Below are 19,648 nucleotides of genomic sequence, written 5' to 3' on the forward strand. Positions count from 1 at the left end.
CTACAGGTACTCCTGTCCGATCCGCAGCTCGACAAGCGGCTGCGGCCCGCCGGTGGCGGCCGAGACCTCAACGGCCCCTGTCTGTGTCGCCAACCCGGTCAGGATCAACCTCATCGCGAACGACGATTCGGCCAGGATGTGACTGTTGCTCGCCACTGCGGCGACCAGCGCGGTGAGCTTGACATGTTCGGGATCGACAGTGGGCATGTCGATTCCGAAGGCCGGGGTGTCGTCCCAGGTGGCGGTGTAGTGCGGCTGCTCGGGTGGGGTGTTGGATCGGACGAGGATGCGGTTGCGCCAGCAGTCGAGTCGAATGTCGCCGGATCGGCCGCGCACGATGAGGTAGTCCTCGGGCCGGTGCAGGCACCACGACGACTTGACCATGGCTTGCTGTCCTGTCGGGAATATCAGCTGCATGCTCATGTGGTCCTCGACCTGCTGGGTGAGTGTTCCGCCGTCGAGGCATCGCCGATGATGAATGGCCTGGGTCACCGAGGCGGTGGCCGCGCTGGGTGTGCCGGTGAGGGCCAGCAGCCGCGACAGCGCATACGGCAATGTGTCTAGAGCCGGGCCTGCCACGGCGTCGTGGCTGTAGTACCAGTTGGATCGTGGTGGCCCAGGGACGTCGAGCATGGAGGTGAATTCCATTGGTGGGCCGATGATTCCCGACCCAACCAGGTCGGCCACCGCAGTGAGCGCTGGGCGGTCCACGAGTGGCAGTGCGACCACGACTCGATCGTGGCGAGCGGCGGCGAGATCGAGTTCGTCCAGCTCGCGAAGCGATGTCGCGATCGGTTTCTCGATCAGCGCGTGCTTGCCGGCCTCGAGCGCGGCCACCGCGTCGGCGCAGTGGTGAGCGTGTGGGGTGCAGACCACGATCGCGTCCACCTCTGGGTCGCCCAGTAGGCCGCCGCGGTCGCGGTAGGCATGGGCGGTCGGCCACAACCGCAATGCCGAATCCCGAGAGGAGGCCGATGGGCTGCAGATGGCGGTGACGAGAACCCCGGCCACAGTGTGGGCTTGGCGCAGGTACGCGCTGCCGATCATGCCGCAGCCGAGCACTCCTAATCGCAGCGGCGTGGTCACGGTGTCTCCATCAGGTCGTCGACTGTCATGGCGGGATCGAGGGGGAGGATGTTGCCGGTCTCGTCGAGCAGCACCGCGTGCCGCTCGAAGAACTGGCAGACACCAGCGTGGTGTTTGATCGGCTCGCCCAGAGGTTGACCGAGAACCCGGACGCCGCCGTGTGTTTCGTAGTAGCGGCGAAGGGCGGGTCGGCACAGGTGTCGGCCGTGCCCCCGTGGTACCAGGGGCGCCGCCAAGCGCTCGACCGGGATGCCGGTGCGGCGTCCGGTCGGGTCGAGGACGGGCAGCAGCGCCGTGTGGATCTGGTCGGCGGGCCTGCCGGTGGTGTCCAGGTTGTGTAGTGGACCGACGGCCAGTGTGGGGGCTTCGACGCGGTAGAACTCGGCGAGCGCGTCGAGGAAGTCGCCGCGATACCACTGGTGTTCGAATTCGCGGTCGGCCTTGTCGCGTCGGCGGTGCAGCGACGTGGCGACCGGGGTGGTGAGCAGCACGATCGCCGCCGTCGGGGTCAGGTGCGGCCGGATATCGCGGTCGAACACGGCGCGGGCGTGCCGATACCCGTCGCGGTCGCCGGTGACCGCGGCGGTGGCCCAGCAGTAGGCCAGCACGCTGAGGTAACTGCGGTCGAACACCGCCACCACAGGGTGGCGTGCGTCAGCGAGGCGCGACGCCAGCCGGTCACGGCGCAACTCCCGCCGCAGATACCACAGGGTGACCTCCTGGGAGGACCTGTCGTGCATGGCTTCCCGGTCGGCGGTGGTGGGGTTGGTTTCGGGCACGGCGAGGCAGTCCTCGCTGAGCGCGGCGGCGAGGGTGACCATGATGGAGGTCTTACCCGCGCCGGGTAGACCTTCCAGGTACACGCTGATCGTCATGAAACGCCTCCCGGTAATGGGGTAGTCCAACTGCCGGACTCATCGGCCATCGCCTGGTACATCGCGGCGACGGTGGCGTGGTCGGCGGCGGCTTCGGCGAGCGGGTACAGCGGCGCGACGGTGGGGTCGGTGACGGCCGCGGCGAGGTTGGTGAGGAAAGCGGCGGCGGTGATGCGTTCCTCGTCCAGCGGCAGCAGCGGGAATGGGTTGTGCCACTTGGTGATACATGTCTCGTCCGCCAGGACGGCGATCTCGGCGAGGACTTCGACGCCGTGCACGACGCGGGTGCGCCGCTGCACGCGGTAATGCTGGGCGTGGGGGTTGTCCGGGTCTGCGAGGGCGACCATCTCCTCGCCCCAGGCCGCGCCGTGGGTGCCGGTGAAACCGGCGTGGCGGCGGGCGCGTATCGGGGACTCGTAGTTGAGCCACGACCAGTGGTAGGTCGCGAGGGTGTCGTTGTCGAACTCGATCACCGCGTGCTGGACGCGTTCTCCGGGGAAGAACACGCCTCGGTGGGTTATGTGGTCGGTGATCGGCAGATCCCGCTGCACCGCCAGCACCCGCCTCGGGGCGGCGGGTGCTGCGAGGTAGGAGCGCAGCAGGCTAACACCGTGGTATTCGTGGCCGACGCCGTCGCTGTAGGCGGTCCGGACCTCGCCGAACACGCCGCGTTTGATCAGGTCGCGTTTGACGGTCTCGATCGGGCGGCGGTGGTACTGCTCGGCGACATCGGTGTAACTGTCCCGGGCGGCCAGCGCCGCCGCGACCTCCGCTGCTTCGGTCGGGTCCGCCGACAGCGGTGTTTCCAGCAGGACCGGGCCGTCCCAGGCCGCGAGCCGCCGATACAGCTCGGGGTTCTGCGACCAGGTCACGCACGCTATCACCGCGTCCACACCCGGACCGCCAAGCAGCGCGTCGAGGTCCGGATACGCGACGGTGCCCAACGCGGTCGCCGCCTCGGCGCTGCGGTGGCGGTCGCGGCCGCAGATCCCTGCGGGCCGGACACCGGGAAGCATCCCCAGCAGCGGACCGTAGAGCGTGCGCCATCGCGTGCCCGCGCCGATCACCGCGACACCGACCTCGCGGGGCACGCTGTTCATGGCTGCTCCACGCGAGTCCAGGCGCCGTCGGCGCGGGCCGAGTCCGCGGCCGCGGTGGCTACGGCCAGGCTGCGCAGATGGTCGTCGAGCGAATGCGGGGGCGCCGCACCGGTTTCCACGGCGTACTCGAACGCGCGATAGGCTCCGAGGATGCCGTCGGGCACCCACGCCCCGCCACACTTCTCGTTCTCGACAGGTACGCCGTCGCCGGAGACGAGCCAGGCATGTTCCAGGTCGGCCCCGGCGCTGCCGAGGACGCCGTCGATGTCGAGGCGGTAGTGGAATCCGCCGGGCGCGGGTACGGCGTTGTTGAACGACAGGCTCGCGGTCAACGGTGCTGTGTCGTCGAAGCCCAGCGTGATCGCGTACGCGAGCGGGCACGACGCGTGCTGGCCGGGTTTGGACCATGCCCGCGCGGACACCGTCGTCGGGGTGCGGCCGGTGAGGTAGCGGACCAGGTCGAGGTAGTGCAGGCCGTGGTCGAGGAACAGGTAGTCCGGGTGATCGGTGTACCAGGCGGCCAGATCCTCGTTGAACCTGTTCGCATGATGCACCGCATACACCTGCCCGAGGCGTCCGGCCTCGATCCAGCCGCGCACCCGCGCGTGCGTAGGTGCCCACCGGGCGTTGTGGTTGACCGCCACCGCCAGCCCCGCCTGGCGCACCTCCCGCGCCAACTCACGCGCCTCGGCTAGGTCGTAGAGGACCGGCTTCTGCACCAGCAGCGGCTTACCGACATCGAGCAGCGTGCGGATCAGCGCGGCGCGGTCGCCGGGACGGGTCGCGACATCGACGACATCGACATCGCCGCGGCGCGCCAAGGCAATGGCATCGGATTCGACAGCGGCACCGCAGGATTCGGCCGCACGTCGAGCACGGGAGAGGTCGAGGTCGCAGACCGCGCTCACAGTCACCCCGCCGAGAGCGTAGGCGGGCAGGTGTCCCTCGGTGCCGATTCGGCCGCAGCCGATCAACCCGACACCCAGCGTCATGACCGTCCTCCCATCGGGGTGTGCCCGGCCGAGTACGCCCGCGTGGAAGCCAGGCCATGCCGTCCGGCGGCGAACAGGTGGTGCGCGGCCTCGGCCGGATCGAGGCTCCAGACCGCGGGCGAGAACAGCTCGATCGAGGCGGGTCCGCTGTATCCGGTGTCGGCGATGACCGCGAGCAGTCCAGGCAGGTCGAGGACGCCTTCCCCTGGCGGGCAGCGCAACTCATCGCGCATCGCCGCCGGGTCGATGCCATCAGGGACGTCGCTGACCTGCACGAACTCGACCGACCCTGGCGGCAGAACCCGGATCTCGGCCTCGGGCACGGCGGCGGCGAACAGATGACAGGTGTCCAGCAGCAGCCCGACGTTGGGGTGGCGCAACTGGTCGAGCAGACCCACCAGACCCGCGAGATCCCGCACGAACGGGTGAGTTCCATCCAACGTCGCGGGCAACCCCGCGTGCAGGCCGATGAACTCGACCGCCAAGCGCACACCGTAGGTTTCGGCGCGGTCGGCCAGCAGACCGAGCCGCTCCACCGCCGTCAAGACGGCGTCGGCGGGCGACAGATCGGTGCGTGGATTGCACACGATCGCCGCCCGTGTGCAGCCCAACGCGGCTGCGGCGGTGAGCCGTTCATCCATGCTGGCCTCGGCGGTGCTCCACGCGGCCTGCTCGACCAGCAGCGGCGCGGGCAGCACCGGCCCGGCCGGGATCAGACCGCTGAACGCCTCGACCCGCACCCCAAGATCCGCGATTCGGGTGGCGACGGCGTCCAAGCCGCCGAGGGCCTCGGCGAGAGCCAGGATCTGCTGGATGGACACCTCCACTCGCTCGAATCCTGCATTCCTGGTGGCTGTGAGGAACTCGCTGACCGAGGTGCCCCACCGGAAACAGGCCGGGTTGATGCACACCGGCAAGCCCGGATCGCCGTCGCGGGCTGCTAACTGGGTCAGCACAGTGCCCGCCTCCCCGCGATCAGGTCCTCGCGCAGCGTGGGCAGCGACCCCATCACGTCCTCGACGACCGTGCTCACGTACCCGCTGTCCACGGCGACGCCGCCGGACTGCTGGACCCCAACGAACTCCGGGCAGGTCAGCTCGCCGCCCGACCTCGACACCAGGCACACCGCCATCGGCAGCCCGGTTTCGGTGTAGAGCCGCTCGGCGACGGCTTGGGCCAGCACGTTGTAGAGCTTGCCGACGTGGTAGACGGGGTTCTTGCCGTTGGCGCCCTCCATACTCATGGGGCGCATCAGCGAGATGACACCGTTGCAGCGGTTACCGCGCCCGACGACGCCCTCGTCGCCGCTCTCGATCGAGGACCCGGTCACCGTCAAATACAGCTCCTGGGCGTCGTGGTCGTCGCGGGTGTTCAACGCCACCGTCGCCGCACCGGAGGGGGCCAGACCACGCGCCCGCTGCAGCACCAACTCGTGCAGGGCTTGTTTGCGGTCGATGTAGGTGGCCAGGTCCGGTGTGTGCCGATCGATCTGGGGCACGCACAACGTGATGTGCAGGTCGCCTCCGTCGCGGCACACCATGATCTTGATGTCCGACCCGAAATACGGTGCGGCGGTGGTGAATTCGGCGCCGTTGAGCCAGCCCTCGATGTCGAGGGCGGCGCGTTCGGCGATGCTCAGCGGCGCGTACCCGACACCGGCGGAGGTGTCGTTGGCGTGCAGGCGGCGGCGCTCGCTCAGATCGTCGAGGCTGCGCGGGGCGAACCAGTGCAGCCGCCCGCCGTCGCGGGAGCTGGTGTCGCTGTGGACATGGCCGGGGCTCGATGCCGGGTTCAGGCGCATGCGGACCTCGATGTCGTCGCGGCGCAGCAGCGGCAGCCGGGAACACAGGAAATCGCGGGACACGGTCTCGATCAAGTCCCCCACCGGCAGCTTCCGCTCCCCCAAGGTCTCGCTGAACCGGCCGTTGACCAAGGCGGTGATAGGCCCGTCCATGCTGCCGCCGCCGAACGCGACGGTGGCAGAGCCGCCGAGCAGGGCGGTCTTGTCGGTGTTGTGGTGCAGGATCGCCCCGAACTCCTCGAGGCACAGTCGTGAATAGGCGCGCGAGAGCTCCTCGGCCAGCCCGTCGGCCAGCGAGTCGGGGTGGCCGATGCCCTTGCGTTCGACGATGTCGAACCCGTAGGCGTCAACGAAGCGGTTGTCCAGATCAACAGAGACCAACACGACGGTTCCCTTCTGTGGTGGTGTCGCGGTCGACGGTCTGCGCTGACCGTGCGATTTCGGCAATGAGTTCGAGGTCGGCCAGTGCTTCGCGCGGGCCGGTCACTGCGGCCTGGCCGGACACGATCTGGTTGTGGAAGGCGATCAGCTCGGCGGCGAAAACGTCGTCGTAGGCCAACTCCCGCGTCACCGCTGCACCGTCGTTCTCGGTGTCCAGCGCGATCGGCGCGTATGGCAGATACGGCGATGGGAACGACACCGCGCACCGGGCGATGTCGCCGACCAGTGACAGGGTTTCGGTGTACCGGCCAGCCGCGACGAAGGTGTAGGACATAAGCCCGACCCGCCCCGAGGGACTGCGCAGGGTCGCCTGCCCGCTCAGCCCGTCGTTCCAGAACGCGGCGTTCACGACCCGCACCTGGCCGCCGAGCACGGTCCGCAACAGATTCACGTCGTGAATGACGCTGGTGGCCAACAGGAAATAGGCGGCCAGCGCGGGGAGGGGAGCATCGACTCCGACGGTCCGCCGGATGGCCGCAGCGCTGGCTCCATCGGTGACCTGGTGGTGCACGAACTCCGACAGTGACCCGCCGGGCGGCCGCGCGCGGCCGAGCACCGAATACAGATAGCGGTCCTCTGGCGGATGAACCAGATCCGCAGCCGCGGTGCGCAGACCCGACGCGATCCCGACCTGCCCTAGCGCGGTCGTCACCGCCGCGCTGTAGCGCTTCATATACCCGACAACGCAACCGATGCCGGCGGACTCGATGGCCTCGACCAACCCTCGGGCCTGTTCCGGCGTCAGCGACAGTGGCTTCTCGACGAATACCGGCTTCCCAGCTGCCGCCGCAGCCTGAATCTCTGCGACATGGTCACCGCTGGTGGCGATCAGCACTGCGTCGAACAGTTCGGCCGCGGCGAACAGCTCTCCCACCGAGGCGAAGGCGCGACATTCACTCGCCCACACCGCGGCCTGCTGCAGCGCCCGCGGGTCGGTGTCGCAGAGTGCGACCACCCGAAACCGGTGCCCGAGACGAGCCAGCGCGGGCAAGTGCCGAGTCTGCGCGGCGACGCCGCAGCCGATCACCGCGATCCGCAGCCGCCCCATCACGCCGCTCCGTTCGGGCAGGACCGCGCGGGGGTGAACGCGGTGTCCAGCAGCGCCGACAGCCGTCGTTCACCACTCATCGTCGAGCCTCGTGGAAACGCCCGATGCCGGGGCACATAACCACCGCGGCATTGGGGCAACCGTAGGGGATTCCGGACGTGATACACCTCGGCACGTTGCCGCTGTGCCGCCTCCGTCGTAGACCGGAGGAGCCTGCAATGCCTCGAACCGCCGTGACCTTCAGCCCGCATGGCTGCTCCCTCATGCTGTTTGGTGCCCAGCCGAGACGCTGCGCAACCACCTGAAGCGACATCGGGAAACGTCAATCCGCGTGCTTGATGCTGTTGCAGCAGCCACCATTTCGCGCAGCACGCCTGCGATGTCGTGCCGCCTTCGAGGGCTTCACAGGCGCGGTGCTCCTCCAGCCACGGCCGTATCTCGGCATCGAGGACCTTCCGCCACTGCGGTGGCGCGTCGTGCGATGTTGGCATCGAAGTAGCTCCTTTGGTCACTGGTCGTCTGGGGCGTCGTACTCAGGTCCGAGCCTGGATAGAATTTCGGCTGCACTGACACCGAGGTCGGCGTAGTCGGCGGTGTCGTATGTCGATGTGCTCTGACTGTCCAACTCGTCATCGGCCCGGTCCTGGTACATCAGCCACGCGGCACCGGAAATCGCTCCCGCGAACAGCAGCGTGACCACGATGACCAGGCCCAGTTGCCACCCCAGCATCAGGCGATGACATGTGATCCGAGGCGGCTGTAGCTCGCACCGTCCTCCACGGTGATCACCTCGTCACACCACTCGATGACCGGCCCCACGTCACCGTCAAGATGCCTCAGGTTCGGGATCAGCACGGCCGAGATCTCCACCCCGCACACCCGGGTCATGTTGCGGGACACGTTGCGCAGGCGCATCGCCGGATGGTCCGTGTCGTCGCCGAACACGACTGTCTTGATCAGGTTGTAGCCCAAATCCTGTGCAGCGCGCCGGATTTCGGTCTCGTCCCACGGTTGGCGTGTGCCGGATTCGTCACGACGGATGTAGCCCATTGCTGCGGGTGATCTCATGATGGTTCGGTCCCTGCGGAGGGTTGGTTGATCGGACTGAAAACCCCGGCTGCCGCGATCCGTGTTTTTCATGGACCTCAGAATCGGCGCACAACCGCCTGCCCGGAACTGTCGCTGAATGTCGTTGCACTGACTTTTCACTGACGTTCGGCGTTGGGCCACGCTTTCGCGACGCGCCCTCGGTGACACACTGGCCGCATGGAACTCAACGGGTCGCCGATCAGTCAGTCCGAGCTCGCCGCGCTGGGTTTGGTCGGGTACGGGCACTTCACGTCCATGCGTGTGGAGAATCGCGCTGTGCGTGGGCTCAGCCAGCACATGGACCGGCTCACCCGCGACTGCCGCACGGTGTTCGACGCCGAACTCGACCCCGAGCGCGTGCGCCACCTCATCCGCCGCGCCGTGGCCGACACCGACGCCGCAGTCGTCGTGCGGGTCACCGTGTTCGACCCGCATATCGCCCTCGGCAGGCCTGGTGCTGACGCCGACCCTCAGATCCTGGTGACCTGGCGTGAAGCGCCCGCCGTCCCGCAAACCCCGATGACTCTGCGGTCGGCGGTCTACACCCGCGACCTACCCAAAACCAAGCATGTCGGCCTGTTCGGCGCCCTCTACCAGCGCCGCCTCGCCCAACGCGACGGCGCCGACGATGTCCTGTTCACCACCGCTGATGGCACCATCACCGAGATCGCGACGTCCAACATCGGCGTCATCTCCGACGGCCAGCTGATCTGGCCGCAGGCCGACGTGCTGCCCGGCATCACGATGCGCCTGCTCAGCCAGACCCTCGATGAGGAAGTCGTCGTCAAACCCATCACCCTGGCCGAACTGCCGCACGTCGACGCGGCCGTCGCCACCAACGCCGCGGTCGGTGTGCGTCCAATCGCCCGCATCGACGACATCGACCTTCCCGTCGACCACAAGCTGATCGACCGGCTCCGCGCGGAATACGAATCCATTCCCCCGCAACGCATCTGACGCGCACCGCACCACCGCTGCGACTAGGCTCAGACCCTACGCTCGGGGAAGGGAGCACACACTCGATGGCCATCGTGGTCCGGAGCTGGACAGGCTCCGAAGCAGCCGCACTGCGAGACGCACGACGGATGAGTCTGATCGAATTCGCAGCGCATATCGGCGTCAACCCCCGGGTGATCTCCCGCTGGGAAGCCGGCGGCGCGAACATCCGCCCCCGCCCCGTGAACCAAGCAGCCCTCGACACCATCCTGTCGCGCCTCAACGACGACGAACTCGCCCGATTCGTCGAAGCGATATCTCCCACCGCCCTGAGCGACGCTCGCGACACCGACGTCATCGAGCAACGCACCAACACCCGCCATCCCGCCGACGGCAAGCTCATGACCTGGGTACCCGAAGGAATCTTCCTCGCCGGACCACAAGACCAACCCGTGTGGGTGGCCGGATTCTGGATGGATGTCTTCCCGACCACCAACGACGACTACGCGCGATTCGTTGCCGCCCACCAACATTCCACGCCCCAGCATTGGGACGGCCCGACCCCGCCCCGCGACATCGCCGACCACCCCGTGGTCTGGGTCAGCTGGGACGACGCCAACACCTATGCCCAATGGGCCCACAAAGCTCTGCCGACCAGCCAACAATGGGAGAAAGCCGCCCGAGGCACCCGCGGCAACACCTGGCCCTGGGGCAACCAGCCGACCCCGGCCAAATGCAATGTCCGCGGCTCCGGGCCCGGCACCACGACGCCGGTATCTACCTACGCCAGCGGAGTCAGTCCATTCGGCATCTACGATCTCGTCGGAAACACCTGGGAATGGACGGCCACCGAGACCACCACCGACCGATTCGAGCTCAAAGGCTCGGCATTCACCAGCCCGTTCGACCGAGGCGAACCAGCAGCATTCAACGATGCCACGCGCGGGATGCTCGACGACGACACCGGATTCCGTTGCGTCACAGGAAATCTCGTGAGCGAGCCAGTTTAGTCGACCGTCAGATCACACTTGACGTCGACCGCGGCCGGAGTCATTGAGGCCGAGGAACACATCGACCCGCAATTCCTGCACAAGAGCCAGTGGCGTACCGGCAAGGACATCTACATGGGCTTCGAGAAATAGGCACGGCGGATCGGATGTCGGCGCGTATCGCGATTATGCATTCGCCGAGGAAACAAACCACTTGATCGGCGCGTTCGAAATCTTCCACGGCTGTCATTGCTTTCCGGGTTGGGAACCATTCGGCGAGAAGGCGGCCGATCCGTTCGACGTCCGGGCTTTCGCAATCCATCCGTTCAGAGGTTGGGCGCGTTTATGACAATGTGGGCGAAACTTTGCGAGGAGCGCCGTCTACGATCGGCTACGGTAATAAAAGAAGTCTTGCCAGAAGTCGCAGTAACCACCTCATCCTTATTCATGGTTACTACCTCACCATAGACGGGACAGATACTCGAATAAATTCTGGAAATCTCGGATCGAAGATTCACAATACTCTGGATCGCTCTGCGCGATGGCGTCTAACAGTTCGCGCCCCTCCATCCCCGGGAATTCCGGAGTGCCCGAGGCGACTCGTATCGGCTGGATGATCCAGTTGCGACCTGGTTTATCGACATTCCAGTCGATCTCGCCGCGATAGGATCGTACGCCAGATCGGATTAACTCGGGTGTATCGCTGGATTCAGACTTGTAGCGCCAAACTATGAATGGCGGAGTCCTCCGGGGGGAGAAGTCATCGAAACCCATATCAATTCGAGCCCATTCGACCTCGCCGAGAATCGCAAGCGTGGAGAGTATACGTTTGGACGGTCGGTCGGCTGCGCTGGTCATCCCGACCACCTCACTCCCGGGTTTAGGCATTTGATCACTCTCTCAAAGTCGCCTAAAGGAATCGGAGTTACCGATAGCCTTGGATCGTAAACATAACGACCATCTGTATATACCTCATGGAATACGTACTCCTGGGTTACACGCCCGGCGTTCTCGGGCGTGAGCAGGAGGCTCCCGTCTGTTGGTTCGTAACGTATGATGCTCCCAACCCCATCGGCTCTAGAGAGCATGTCCTGCGCGATCTCTGAGCAGTCGTAGCTTTCCGAATATTTCTTGTGCATCAAATCATCGAGTTGAGGATTCGGCGGGTGAGCCGGATTCGGCTCACGGAACTGGAACGATCCGTCCTCATTACGACAGGGCACCAGCCCCAACGGGTCGGTCCACAGCCCCGGATTGCGAGGGTAGCCCATGGGGTTGGGGCCCGGTGCGAGACCCATAGGATCTGCTGTGAGAAACCGCCCTGTGCGCGGGTCGTAGACGCGGTGCAGGTTGTAGTGCAGACCGGTTTCGGGGTCGTGCTGCTGACCAGGAAATCGGAGTGGGGTTTCGGCTTGTTCTGGCCAGGTGGTGTTGCCCCATAGATCGGTGTACGCGGTGGCGGTGTTGGTCGCGGTGGCGGGATCGATGAGTTCGGTGGGGGTGCCGACGAGGTCGGTGATGATTGCGAAGAACTCGCGGTCGACGCGGGTTTGGTCGGCGGTCTGGGTGATGGGGATGTGGGAGTTCGGTTGGTACTGCCACCGTTTCGAGCTGTCGTCGGTGGTCTGTTCGATGAGGTGGGTGCCGTCCCAGGTGTAGTCGGTGCGGTGGAGGATGGCGCCATCGGCGGCGAGGTGTTGTTTGGTGGTGCGGCGACCGAGGGCATCGTAGGTGTAGTGCCACCACTGGTGGTCCGGGGTCCAGACGTCTGTGAGTTGGTCGAAGGCGTTGTAGCGGTAGTGCCAGATATCGGGTTTGCGGGACAGGCGTGTGGTGGTTTTGCGGATCAGGCGGCCGGACTCGTCGTACTGGTAGCGGGTACGGCCGTCTCGGATGAGGAGGTTGTTCTGGTATTCGCGGTGATCGTGGGTCTCCAGTGTGGGATGTGAACCGTGAGTGGTAGCCGGTGTTGTTGGAGCGGTGAGAGCAACGGCGCCTTCGCCGGAGGCCTGCGCGGGCAGGGTGCTGGTGATGTTGCTGAGACGGTCGTACGTGTATTGCTCAGTGAGGGTGCCGTTGCGGGTGATGGTGGTAACGCGGCCTGCGGGATCGAGGGTGTATTCGCGAAGCACCGGGTCGGTGTCGGGGTGGGTGAGGATGTGGCTGGTGGGGTATCCGTCTGGGCGGTAGGTGTATTCGTCGTGCCGGAGCTGGTGTGGGCTCGGGCGGGTAGACGGGCCGAGGTCGAGTGAGCTGCCGGGGTAGGCAGTGACGTCCTGGTGAGTGAGGCGCCCTACCGCGGTGAAAGCGCGGGTGACCGCGATTTCACCTATGCGCCAACAGGTTAGACGACCGAGTGGGTCGTGGGTGAACTGGACGTTGTTGCCGTCGACTGTCATTGCGCGGGTACGGCCGGTGAAGTCGTAGTGCCAGTCGGTGGTCGCGTCGGAGGGGGTGATGCGGCGGGTGCGGCGGCTGAGTTGGTCGTAGTCGTGCCGCATCGGGCGTTGATGATCGAGCGTTTGGGTGGCGATGTGGCCTGTTGGGGTGTAGCCGAATTCGAGGGTGTGGATCGAGTCCCCTCCGCTGCCGGAGACAGCTGTGAGGATGCGCCCGACGGGGTCGTGGGTGTAGCGCAGCCATTCGCCGGTGTCGGCTGTGATTTCGGTGAGGCGACCGAGGATGTCGTGGGTGTGGTGGCGGGTGACGCCGGTGGCAGGAGTGATCGTGGCGACGCGGCCGGTGCGGTCGTGGGTGTAGTGGGTGGTGGCGCCGGTGTAGTCGGTTTCGGCGATCAGACGGCCCGCGAGGTCGTGGTCGTAGGTCCAGGTGTGGCCCAGGGGGTTGGTGACCGTGGTGAGGCGGCGTTCAGCATCCCAGGTGTAGCGGGTGGTCGACCCGTCGGGCTCGGTGCGGGAGGTCAGCAGGTCGAAGGCACCGTAGGTGAAGCGGGTGAGGTTGGCTGCGCGGTCTGTGTGTGTCAGCAGGTTGCGTTCACCGTCGTAGGTCCAGGATTCGGTGTGACCGTCGGGATCGGTGCGCTGCAGCAGTTTTCCATCGGGAGCCCACGCATAGCAGGTGTGGCCGCCGAGGGGGTCGATGACTCGGATCGGTCTGCCGAAGTGGTCGCGTTCAATGCGGGTGATCGCGCCATTCGGGTCGGTTGTCTGGATGGGAAGACCGGCCGGATCTACCTCAATAGTGGTGCGGGCACCGTCGGCGTTGGTGATCTGGGCGATAGCGCCATTGGGGTGGTAGCGGTATTCGGTGCGGGTGCCCGCCGGGTCGATGACGGCGGCGAGATTGCCGGTGTCGTCCCATTCCTGTTGTCGCACACTGCCGTCTGCCTCGATGACTCGGGTGGGGCGGTTGCGCCACAGGTACTCGATCTCGACGGTGTGGCCGTCGGGGCGGGTGATTTCGGCGACGTCACCCTCGGCGGTGTACTTGTAGCGGGTGATGCCACCATCGGGAGCAACGACTTTCAGCGGGTTGCGGTCGGCGTTGTAGTCGATATGGGTACGAACACCTGCCGGGTCGACAAGGTCGCGGAGGCGACGGTCCCGGTCGAAGCCGTGGCTGGTGACCGCACCGAAGGAGTCGGTGACGGTGGTGAGGCTGCCGGTGCCGTCGGGGAATTCGAGATAGTCGAAGTCGCAGTTCATCACACCGGCGGTGCCGCGCTGGTAGATGACGCGACCGGACTCGTCGTAGGTGTTGACCATCTGATTGCCGTTTGAATCGGTCCACGAGGTCATCCGGTGTTCAGTGTCGTAGCTGTAACGGGTGATGGCGCCGACGGCGTTGGTGATCATCGCGAGTTCACCGAACTCGTAGGCGAATTCCCGCACCCGCGTGGCGGTTTCAGCACTGTTGTCGCCGGAACTGCTGACCGACAGTCCGGTCACCCGGCCCGCCGCGGTGTCGATGAGGACTCGATATCCGCCCGAATGCGAGACCTCGATCGGCGCGCCGTCGGTGTTGTAGTGGAAGCGGATTCGGTTACGGTGCCGGTCGGTAATCGCCGAGATCGCGTAGTTCCCCAGCCGGGATTCGAGGACGCCGAGTACCGGTTCTGGAGCGAAATGCCAGATCAGTTCGCGACCTTGATCCCAGAGCCGATAGCCGCCGGTGTCGGTGCGAGTCAACGTCCACCGCTGCCCACCGGTGATCGGCTCCACCGCCACACCAGCCGCGGCGTGCGGATAGACCAGCATGATCCCGTCCTGCCCAAGGAAGGTCACACCTTCGTGCTCGACGACTAAACGGATGTCGAAGGTCGCCGACCAGGAAGGACCGAACCAGCGGCCATACCGGTAGCTCGAGCGGTGAGTGCGCTCCAACACCAGCGACAGGACTCCGGGCAGGTCGAGATCGGTTTCCGGAAGGAGGAATTCGCCACTGGCGACATCGACGGGATCTCGGTCGCAGGTTTTCTCGTTCGGGGTTTGGTTGCTGTCCGCGCCGTTTTCGCGCGCCGCGTCACCAGCACCCTGGTCGGCCTCGGCGCGGCCCTGCGGAGTGTTGTCCACAGACTGGTCGTGGTGAGACTGTTGATGATCCGGGCTCGGGCCGTCGTGACCGCCGGGGGTCGCGCCGTCCCCTCCATGCCCGTCCGTGTGGGTCGGGTTCGGGTCATGGGTCTGCTGTGGAGGGTCACCGCCGTGCTCGGTTGTGGTGGGCGAATCAGTGTTGTGAGGAGCCGGATTCGTGTCTGGATGCGGTGCCGCCGATGGTGACTCCGGCTGTGTGTGGTTGGGATCCGAGTTGTCCGGTCGAGGTGCGGCGGGTTCTGTAGTGTGCGAGGGGGTTTGGGACGTGGTGTCGCCTGGATGGGGGTCGGTGGTTCCCGGTTGAGTTGGGGATTCGGTCGCCGTGTTGGGGTGGGTGCCCGGCTCGGTCATACTCGGGTGGGTGCCCGTCGGTGTGCCCGGCTCATGTGGTGTCGACGAAGGAGCGTGAGACGTGGGAGCGCTCGGCGTGTGTGTGCTGAGCGTGGGGTGTGGAGCGTGTTCTGCCGCGCTGGCCACGGTGTGGGTGGCTTTGGTGACTTTGGAGACGTCGCCGACCTTGTCCAACGCCGACAGGGCGGGTTTGGCCGCGCCCGCACCGCCGGTGCCGACGGTGGTGATCAGGTCTCCGGTGAGCGAGCCCAAGAATTCTGAGGGGTTCTTGCGTGCACCGGACAGGATCGCCGATGTCGTCGCCCCGGGATCGGCGGCGGCGACCACTAGTCCGGTGCCCAGATCCGACATGCTGGAGAAGTATTCGGCCGGGTGGGTGAGGTTGTAGGCGTCGAGTGGGCTGACCTGGCGAACGAACTGCACGATCCCGGAGAAGCTGGTCAAAAGCCCGGAGGTGAAGTTCAGTTTCGCTTGATCGAGGGCCCCCGATAGGTCCGAGACGTTGTCGGTCCAGCGTTCGGTGAACGGCGGCTCGGTCGGCGCGGACTCGGTTGCCGCCGCAAGTGCTGCCGCGGCTGAGGTCGCGGCGTTGTCGCGTTGGGCGCGGGCGCCGCGCAGGATCTCGCGGGCTTCGTTGCGTATCGACGTCCATGTGTCGACCAGGGGGGTTTTGCGTTTCTGCTCATCGGTGAGCGCGTTCCACTGGGTTTTCTTGTTGGTTTCCTCGACCTCGGCGGCATCCCATCGTGCGATCGCGTCGGCGGCTTTGGTTTGGGCGGCGGTGACCTCGTAATACCAACTGTTGAGGACGCCGGACGCCTTGTGCATTGCGTCCGAGCCTTCCCACCACAGCTTGGGCTGTTTGGCGAACTCGGTGTGGAACTCCTCGGCTGCGGTCCCGGTCCAGTCCGCGGTGTTCACGGTGCGCAGGGCATCGCCGGTCTGCCCGATCGAATCCCCCATCTTCTGCAATGCTTCGGCGGCATCGTGGATCGCTGAGGGCTCACCGCGGATCAGTTCTTTCGGATCCTTGGTTTGTCCGAGTTCACGCTCGTGGATTTCGCCGCCGGCCAGGTCGGCGATCTTGTCACCGAGATCGTCCAGCCCTTCCGCGACCCCGTCCGCACCGATATTGCGGGCCAGCGTGGCGGCGGCGTCCAACCCGGAATCGGCGAGCTCGCCCGCTTTCTGGGTGACCGATTCGACGCCATGCTCGATCGCGTCACCGACCGAGTTGACGAAATCCCCGATCCCCAAAACTATTGTCCCCCTTGCCCGTTACGAATCTCAGCGGCCCGCTCCGCCGCCCCGGTATTCCAGTGAACCCCGGGCACTGCGCCAGCGAGCGCATCCGGGCCCACCGCCTGGATGACCTCGATGTTGGTGCCGATCTGGTTGAACGCGTTCTGGAACGACTCGGCGCTGTAGTCGCGGTTGCGGATCTGGTTGTACTGGTTATCGGCCAGAGTCTCTCCCCACGACCGTTTGTCGATCTCCTCGTTCGACAGATGCGGGTTCCCGATCAGATGGGTGGCGATCTCCTTGAACGTGTTCGAGAACTTCTCATCCATGATGTGATAGCGGCCCGCCGCCAACCCCAACGTTTGCGCGATCGCATTGCCTGCCTGCACCAACGCCCGCACACCCCACGACCACCGCTCGGTGAACGTCTCGAATGCGTTCTGCACCGAGGACTTACCCGCCTGTATCGGCGACAACGTCAACAGCGAAAACCCACGCCCCATCGCCCCCGTCTCGCCGACACCGAGATCGGACAGTTCACTGATGACACCGGTGATCCCATCCGCGGCCTGCTGCAACACCACCGGATCAACATTCAGCTGCTCACCCATCAGCGGTTCCCATCACCAGCGAGGGAGGTCTCGGAAACGTTCGGCGGGAACGCCATTGGCGCTGTGCCCACCATATCGACAGCAACTCCGGTCGGCTCAGATCGGCTTGCCGCGTACTCGGCGAGGCGGCTGCCGAGCAGCATGTGATAGCGGTACTGCTGGTCCGGATCGACCCCGCGAGCGGTCATGTAGCGGCCATACTCCTCGACACTGGTGAACGCACAAATCCAGTCGACGCCACCGACCCGAGAGGTAAACACCCTGTCCCCATCGATCAACGGCACCACCAGCAGCGCCTTCCCAAACGCCTCTCTTAGTACCCCAGGCTGCCCGAAACCCTCATAGAACGCCGCGATCTCCGACCGCAACGCGGCACCACCGTCGAAGTCGGACATCGCTCAACAACCCCCGCTCGCGATCCATCAGCCACTCACCAGGTCAGTCCTCGCAGCATACCGACGACCACCGACCAGAACGGTTACCAGGAAAGCGGTCCCAGTCACTTTGGCAGCCAGGCCGATCGGATCTGTCCAGTTGAATGCAGCTCGGTTACCGGTCTTCCGCCAAGTTCGGTCAACCCAATTGACAACGCGAACAATGCTTCAGGGCCTCGGCGCGGCGCGTCCGCTTTCTCGACCTCAAATGAGGTAACGTTTCCGGACGCACCCGAGCGAAAGGCGGCACGTGGCAGTCCTGCACCAGATGTCGTCTCCACGGCCGGATCGCAACCCACTGCGGCGATTCGACCTGTCGGAGAACGACGTTCATGATCGCATCATTCACCCTGCCGTCATCGCAGCCCAATCAGTCAGCCCGCTCGCGCCACCAGGATCGCGGGGTCGGCGCATGCACGACGATGGAGTCGCTGCGATCCGCTCTGTCCTGCTGCCTCATGGCTGGAAGATCGATCAGAAGGACGGGGTCGCCCGCACCGTCCATATCGACAAGGGACTGGCCATAGCGTTCGCGCGCGGCAATACCTGCACCGGACTCCCAGGCACCACTGCGGAACTGACAACCGAATGGCCGAAGGGCCAGTGCGCCTTCGCTAACGCGACCCGGTTTGTGGCACAAGGCTTCGACGCGATCGATCCGGGCTTCCCAACAGCGTCCACGGCCGAAGGCGCTTGGGAACTGTGGTACATGCTCTACCGGCAAGTCGGCGAGGAGATCCGGCTAGAGATCAGCGCGCCGAGCGGCCTCGATTCGCAGGGCTATCCTCGGGGTTGGCGTGAGCGCATCATCCTCGAGCCGTACCACCTTGTCACCGACGTCGTCATCGACGCCGACGACGAAGACGGCTCGGATGTTCCGAATGTTCCTGTCTTCCCGAAATGACTTCTGACCAACCACGATTCGTGCCATCCCGCCTCGTCTTCGCACGCAAGCGCAGGGGAATGGCGCGCACACACCTGGCCTCGGCACTGAACGTCACCGAACGTACTGTGCACCGCTGGGAAACCGGCACCGACGAACCCGCCCGTGAGCGGTGGGCCGACCTGGCGCGCGAACTTCGCGTACGCCCGGAGTTCTTCACTCTCGACGAGGTCGAACCACTTCCCGTCGGCGCCGTCAGCTTCCGGGCACTGACGAAAATGAGCGCACGCGAGCGGGATCGGGCCATCACCGCCGGCGAACAGGGCGTCGCGATCATGCGCTGGATCGAACAGCGATTCACGCTGCCCGCCAACAACGTTCCCACCTTCACCGAATGGGATCCCGAACTCGCCGCCGACACATTGCGGGCCCGTTGGGAACTCGGAACCGGACCGATCAAGAACTTGCTCCCGGTGATGGAGTTGCACGGAATCCGCGTGTTCAGCATCGCCGCCGACTTCCGAGACGTCGACGCGTTCAGCTTCTACCGCAGCGGCACCCCGTTCGCTTTTCTCGATACCAGCAAAACCGCTGAGCGGTTACGCTTCGATGCCGCACACGAACTCGGGCACCTGTGTCTCCATGCCGAACACGGCGTACCACACGGCAAAGATGCCGAGACCGAGGCCAATCGATTCGCCGCCGCCTTCCTCATGCCCCGCGACAGCGTGTTCGCCGCAGGACTACATAATGCAACCGCAACCCAGATCATCCGCGCGAAATCTCGTTGGCACGTTTCCGCGATAGCACTGACCCACCGCCTCCACACCCTCGGCTTACTAACCGACTGGACGCATCGGTCTGTGTGCGTCGAACTCGGCCAGCGAGGGTACCGCAGCGCCGAACCAGGCTCCCGGCTCGTGCCCGAGCGCTCCCAGGTGATAGGGAAGGTGATCGCGGCGCTGCGCGCTCAAGGTATGACTATCCGCGACATCGCCACAGAGTTCGGCCTTCCACCAGATGGACTCACCGAGTACATGTTCGGCTTGACGATGACGCCACTCGCCGGCACAGGGCAGGCCACCGGTTCTCCCGCCCGGCCCGCGCTCGCAGCAGTACCGTCTCCCCACTGACTGTCGCTCCTTGAACCACTTCTACGGCGATCGGCGCTAGCGAACGCTAACGACCGAATCGCCCATCCAGAGATCGCAAGAGTC

Annotated in this window: 17 protein-coding genes; 4 read left to right on the forward strand and 13 right to left on the reverse strand. The window is 65.5% G+C overall.

Annotated elements, in window-relative coordinates:
* The 9 genes from ACFYOW_RS24385 to ACFYOW_RS24425 form a co-directional block, all read right to left on the reverse strand.
* A complete protein-coding gene (locus ACFYOW_RS24385; protein ID WP_364346858.1) occupies positions 1–1,086 on the reverse strand; it encodes a Gfo/Idh/MocA family oxidoreductase in 1,086 nt (361 codons plus the stop codon).
* Positions 1,083–1,961 (reverse strand): AAA family ATPase, encoded by an 879-nt coding sequence (locus ACFYOW_RS24390; RefSeq protein ID WP_364346856.1) that lies wholly within the window; start codon positions 1,959–1,961, stop codon positions 1,083–1,085. Before ACFYOW_RS24390 ends, ACFYOW_RS24385 begins: the two co-directional genes overlap by 4 nt.
* Positions 1,958–3,061 carry a Gfo/Idh/MocA family protein gene (locus ACFYOW_RS24395; RefSeq protein WP_387291505.1) on the reverse strand — a complete coding sequence of 368 codons (1,104 nt, stop codon included), beginning with the start codon at positions 3,059–3,061 and terminating at the stop codon, positions 1,958–1,960. The genes ACFYOW_RS24390 and ACFYOW_RS24395 overlap by 4 nt, the downstream gene beginning before the upstream one ends.
* A complete protein-coding gene (locus tag ACFYOW_RS24400) occupies positions 3,058–4,053 on the reverse strand; it encodes a Gfo/Idh/MocA family protein (protein ID WP_387291507.1) in 996 nt (331 codons plus the stop codon). The genes ACFYOW_RS24395 and ACFYOW_RS24400 overlap by 4 nt, the downstream gene beginning before the upstream one ends.
* Positions 4,050–5,009, reverse strand: a complete 960-nt coding sequence (locus ACFYOW_RS24405; RefSeq protein WP_387291509.1) for a sugar phosphate isomerase/epimerase family protein — start codon at positions 5,007–5,009, stop codon at positions 4,050–4,052. The genes ACFYOW_RS24400 and ACFYOW_RS24405 overlap by 4 nt, the downstream gene beginning before the upstream one ends.
* A complete protein-coding gene (locus ACFYOW_RS24410; protein ID WP_387291511.1) occupies positions 5,003–6,238 on the reverse strand; it encodes a methionine adenosyltransferase in 1,236 nt (411 codons plus the stop codon). The genes ACFYOW_RS24405 and ACFYOW_RS24410 overlap by 7 nt, the downstream gene beginning before the upstream one ends.
* Positions 6,222–7,343 (reverse strand): Gfo/Idh/MocA family protein, encoded by a 1,122-nt coding sequence (locus ACFYOW_RS24415; protein ID WP_387291513.1) that lies wholly within the window; start codon positions 7,341–7,343, stop codon positions 6,222–6,224. Before ACFYOW_RS24415 ends, ACFYOW_RS24410 begins: the two co-directional genes overlap by 17 nt.
* A 508-nt stretch (positions 7,344–7,851) precedes the next feature.
* On the reverse strand, positions 7,852–8,073 hold the full coding sequence (locus ACFYOW_RS24420; RefSeq protein WP_387291515.1) for a hypothetical protein: 222 nt from the start codon (positions 8,071–8,073) through the stop codon (positions 7,852–7,854).
* On the reverse strand, positions 8,073–8,411 hold the full coding sequence (locus ACFYOW_RS24425) for a hypothetical protein (protein WP_387291517.1): 339 nt from the start codon (positions 8,409–8,411) through the stop codon (positions 8,073–8,075). Before ACFYOW_RS24425 ends, ACFYOW_RS24420 begins: the two co-directional genes overlap by 1 nt.
* 198 nt (positions 8,412–8,609) lie before the next feature.
* Between ACFYOW_RS24425 and ACFYOW_RS24430 the strand changes: the two genes are divergently transcribed.
* Together ACFYOW_RS24430 and ACFYOW_RS24435 are read left to right on the forward strand one after the other, a co-directional pair.
* Positions 8,610–9,389 carry an aminotransferase class IV family protein gene (locus tag ACFYOW_RS24430; RefSeq protein ID WP_387291519.1) on the forward strand — a complete coding sequence of 260 codons (780 nt, stop codon included), beginning with the start codon at positions 8,610–8,612 and terminating at the stop codon, positions 9,387–9,389.
* A 65-nt stretch (positions 9,390–9,454) separates the two neighbouring features.
* The gene (locus ACFYOW_RS24435; RefSeq protein WP_364346836.1) at positions 9,455–10,378 is read left to right on the forward strand and encodes an SUMF1/EgtB/PvdO family nonheme iron enzyme; all 924 of its coding nucleotides are present in this window, start codon (positions 9,455–9,457) and stop codon (positions 10,376–10,378) included.
* 438 nt (positions 10,379–10,816) lie between these two features.
* On the opposite strand, the gene ACFYOW_RS24440 is transcribed toward ACFYOW_RS24435, so the two are convergent.
* The 4 genes from ACFYOW_RS24440 to ACFYOW_RS24455 are packed head-to-tail and all read right to left on the reverse strand — an operon-like array spanning position 10,817 to position 17,509.
* Positions 10,817–11,215, reverse strand: a complete 399-nt coding sequence (locus ACFYOW_RS24440) for a hypothetical protein (protein ID WP_364346834.1) — start codon at positions 11,213–11,215, stop codon at positions 10,817–10,819.
* Complete coding sequence (locus ACFYOW_RS24445; protein WP_387291521.1) at positions 11,212–16,518, reverse strand: putative T7SS-secreted protein; 5,307 nt, start codon at positions 16,516–16,518, stop codon at positions 11,212–11,214. The genes ACFYOW_RS24440 and ACFYOW_RS24445 overlap by 4 nt, the downstream gene beginning before the upstream one ends.
* Before the next feature lie 2 nt (positions 16,519–16,520).
* Positions 16,521–17,114: a hypothetical protein gene (locus ACFYOW_RS24450; protein ID WP_387291523.1), complete on the reverse strand. Its 594-nt coding sequence runs from the start codon at positions 17,112–17,114 to the stop codon at positions 16,521–16,523.
* Positions 17,114–17,509 carry a hypothetical protein gene (locus tag ACFYOW_RS24455; RefSeq protein ID WP_387291525.1) on the reverse strand — a complete coding sequence of 132 codons (396 nt, stop codon included), beginning with the start codon at positions 17,507–17,509 and terminating at the stop codon, positions 17,114–17,116. Before ACFYOW_RS24455 ends, ACFYOW_RS24450 begins: the two co-directional genes overlap by 1 nt.
* A 451-nt stretch (positions 17,510–17,960) precedes the next feature.
* Between ACFYOW_RS24455 and ACFYOW_RS24460 the strand changes: the two genes are divergently transcribed.
* Complete coding sequence (locus tag ACFYOW_RS24460; RefSeq protein WP_387291527.1) at positions 17,961–18,452, forward strand: hypothetical protein; 492 nt, start codon at positions 17,961–17,963, stop codon at positions 18,450–18,452.
* The gene (locus ACFYOW_RS24465) at positions 18,449–19,564 is read left to right on the forward strand and encodes an XRE family transcriptional regulator (protein WP_387291529.1); all 1,116 of its coding nucleotides are present in this window, start codon (positions 18,449–18,451) and stop codon (positions 19,562–19,564) included. Before ACFYOW_RS24460 ends, ACFYOW_RS24465 begins: the two co-directional genes overlap by 4 nt.
* Positions 19,565–19,648 lie beyond the last annotated feature (84 nt).

Source organism: Nocardia sp. NPDC006982, from assembly GCF_042869435.1.
Lineage (GTDB): Bacteria > Actinomycetota > Actinomycetes > Mycobacteriales > Mycobacteriaceae > Nocardia.

Excerpts from the sequence above, each read along its gene's own strand:
- ACFYOW_RS24390 (WP_364346856.1), bottom strand. The coding sequence starts at position 1,961 with ATGACGATCAGCGTGTACCTGGAAGGTCTACCCGGCGCGGGTAAGACC.
- ACFYOW_RS24395 (WP_387291505.1), bottom strand. The coding sequence starts at position 3,061 with ATGAACAGCGTGCCCCGCGAGGTCGGTGTCGCGGTGATCGGCGCGGGC.
- ACFYOW_RS24400 (WP_387291507.1), bottom strand. The coding sequence starts at position 4,053 with ATGACGCTGGGTGTCGGGTTGATCGGCTGCGGCCGAATCGGCACCGAG.
- ACFYOW_RS24415 (WP_387291513.1), bottom strand. The coding sequence starts at position 7,343 with ATGGGGCGGCTGCGGATCGCGGTGATCGGCTGCGGCGTCGCCGCGCAG.
- ACFYOW_RS24420 (WP_387291515.1), bottom strand. The coding sequence starts at position 8,073 with ATGCTGGGGTGGCAACTGGGCCTGGTCATCGTGGTCACGCTGCTGTTC.
- ACFYOW_RS24425 (WP_387291517.1), bottom strand. The coding sequence starts at position 8,411 with ATGAGATCACCCGCAGCAATGGGCTACATCCGTCGTGACGAATCCGGC.
- ACFYOW_RS24430 (WP_387291519.1), top strand. The coding sequence starts at position 8,610 with ATGGAACTCAACGGGTCGCCGATCAGTCAGTCCGAGCTCGCCGCGCTG.
- ACFYOW_RS24435 (WP_364346836.1), top strand. The coding sequence starts at position 9,455 with ATGGCCATCGTGGTCCGGAGCTGGACAGGCTCCGAAGCAGCCGCACTG.
- ACFYOW_RS24440 (WP_364346834.1), bottom strand. The coding sequence starts at position 11,215 with ATGACCAGCGCAGCCGACCGACCGTCCAAACGTATACTCTCCACGCTT.
- ACFYOW_RS24450 (WP_387291523.1), bottom strand. The coding sequence starts at position 17,114 with ATGGGTGAGCAGCTGAATGTTGATCCGGTGGTGTTGCAGCAGGCCGCG.
- ACFYOW_RS24455 (WP_387291525.1), bottom strand. The coding sequence starts at position 17,509 with ATGTCCGACTTCGACGGTGGTGCCGCGTTGCGGTCGGAGATCGCGGCG.
- ACFYOW_RS24460 (WP_387291527.1), top strand. The coding sequence starts at position 17,961 with ATGCACGACGATGGAGTCGCTGCGATCCGCTCTGTCCTGCTGCCTCAT.
- ACFYOW_RS24465 (WP_387291529.1), top strand. The coding sequence starts at position 18,449 with ATGACTTCTGACCAACCACGATTCGTGCCATCCCGCCTCGTCTTCGCA.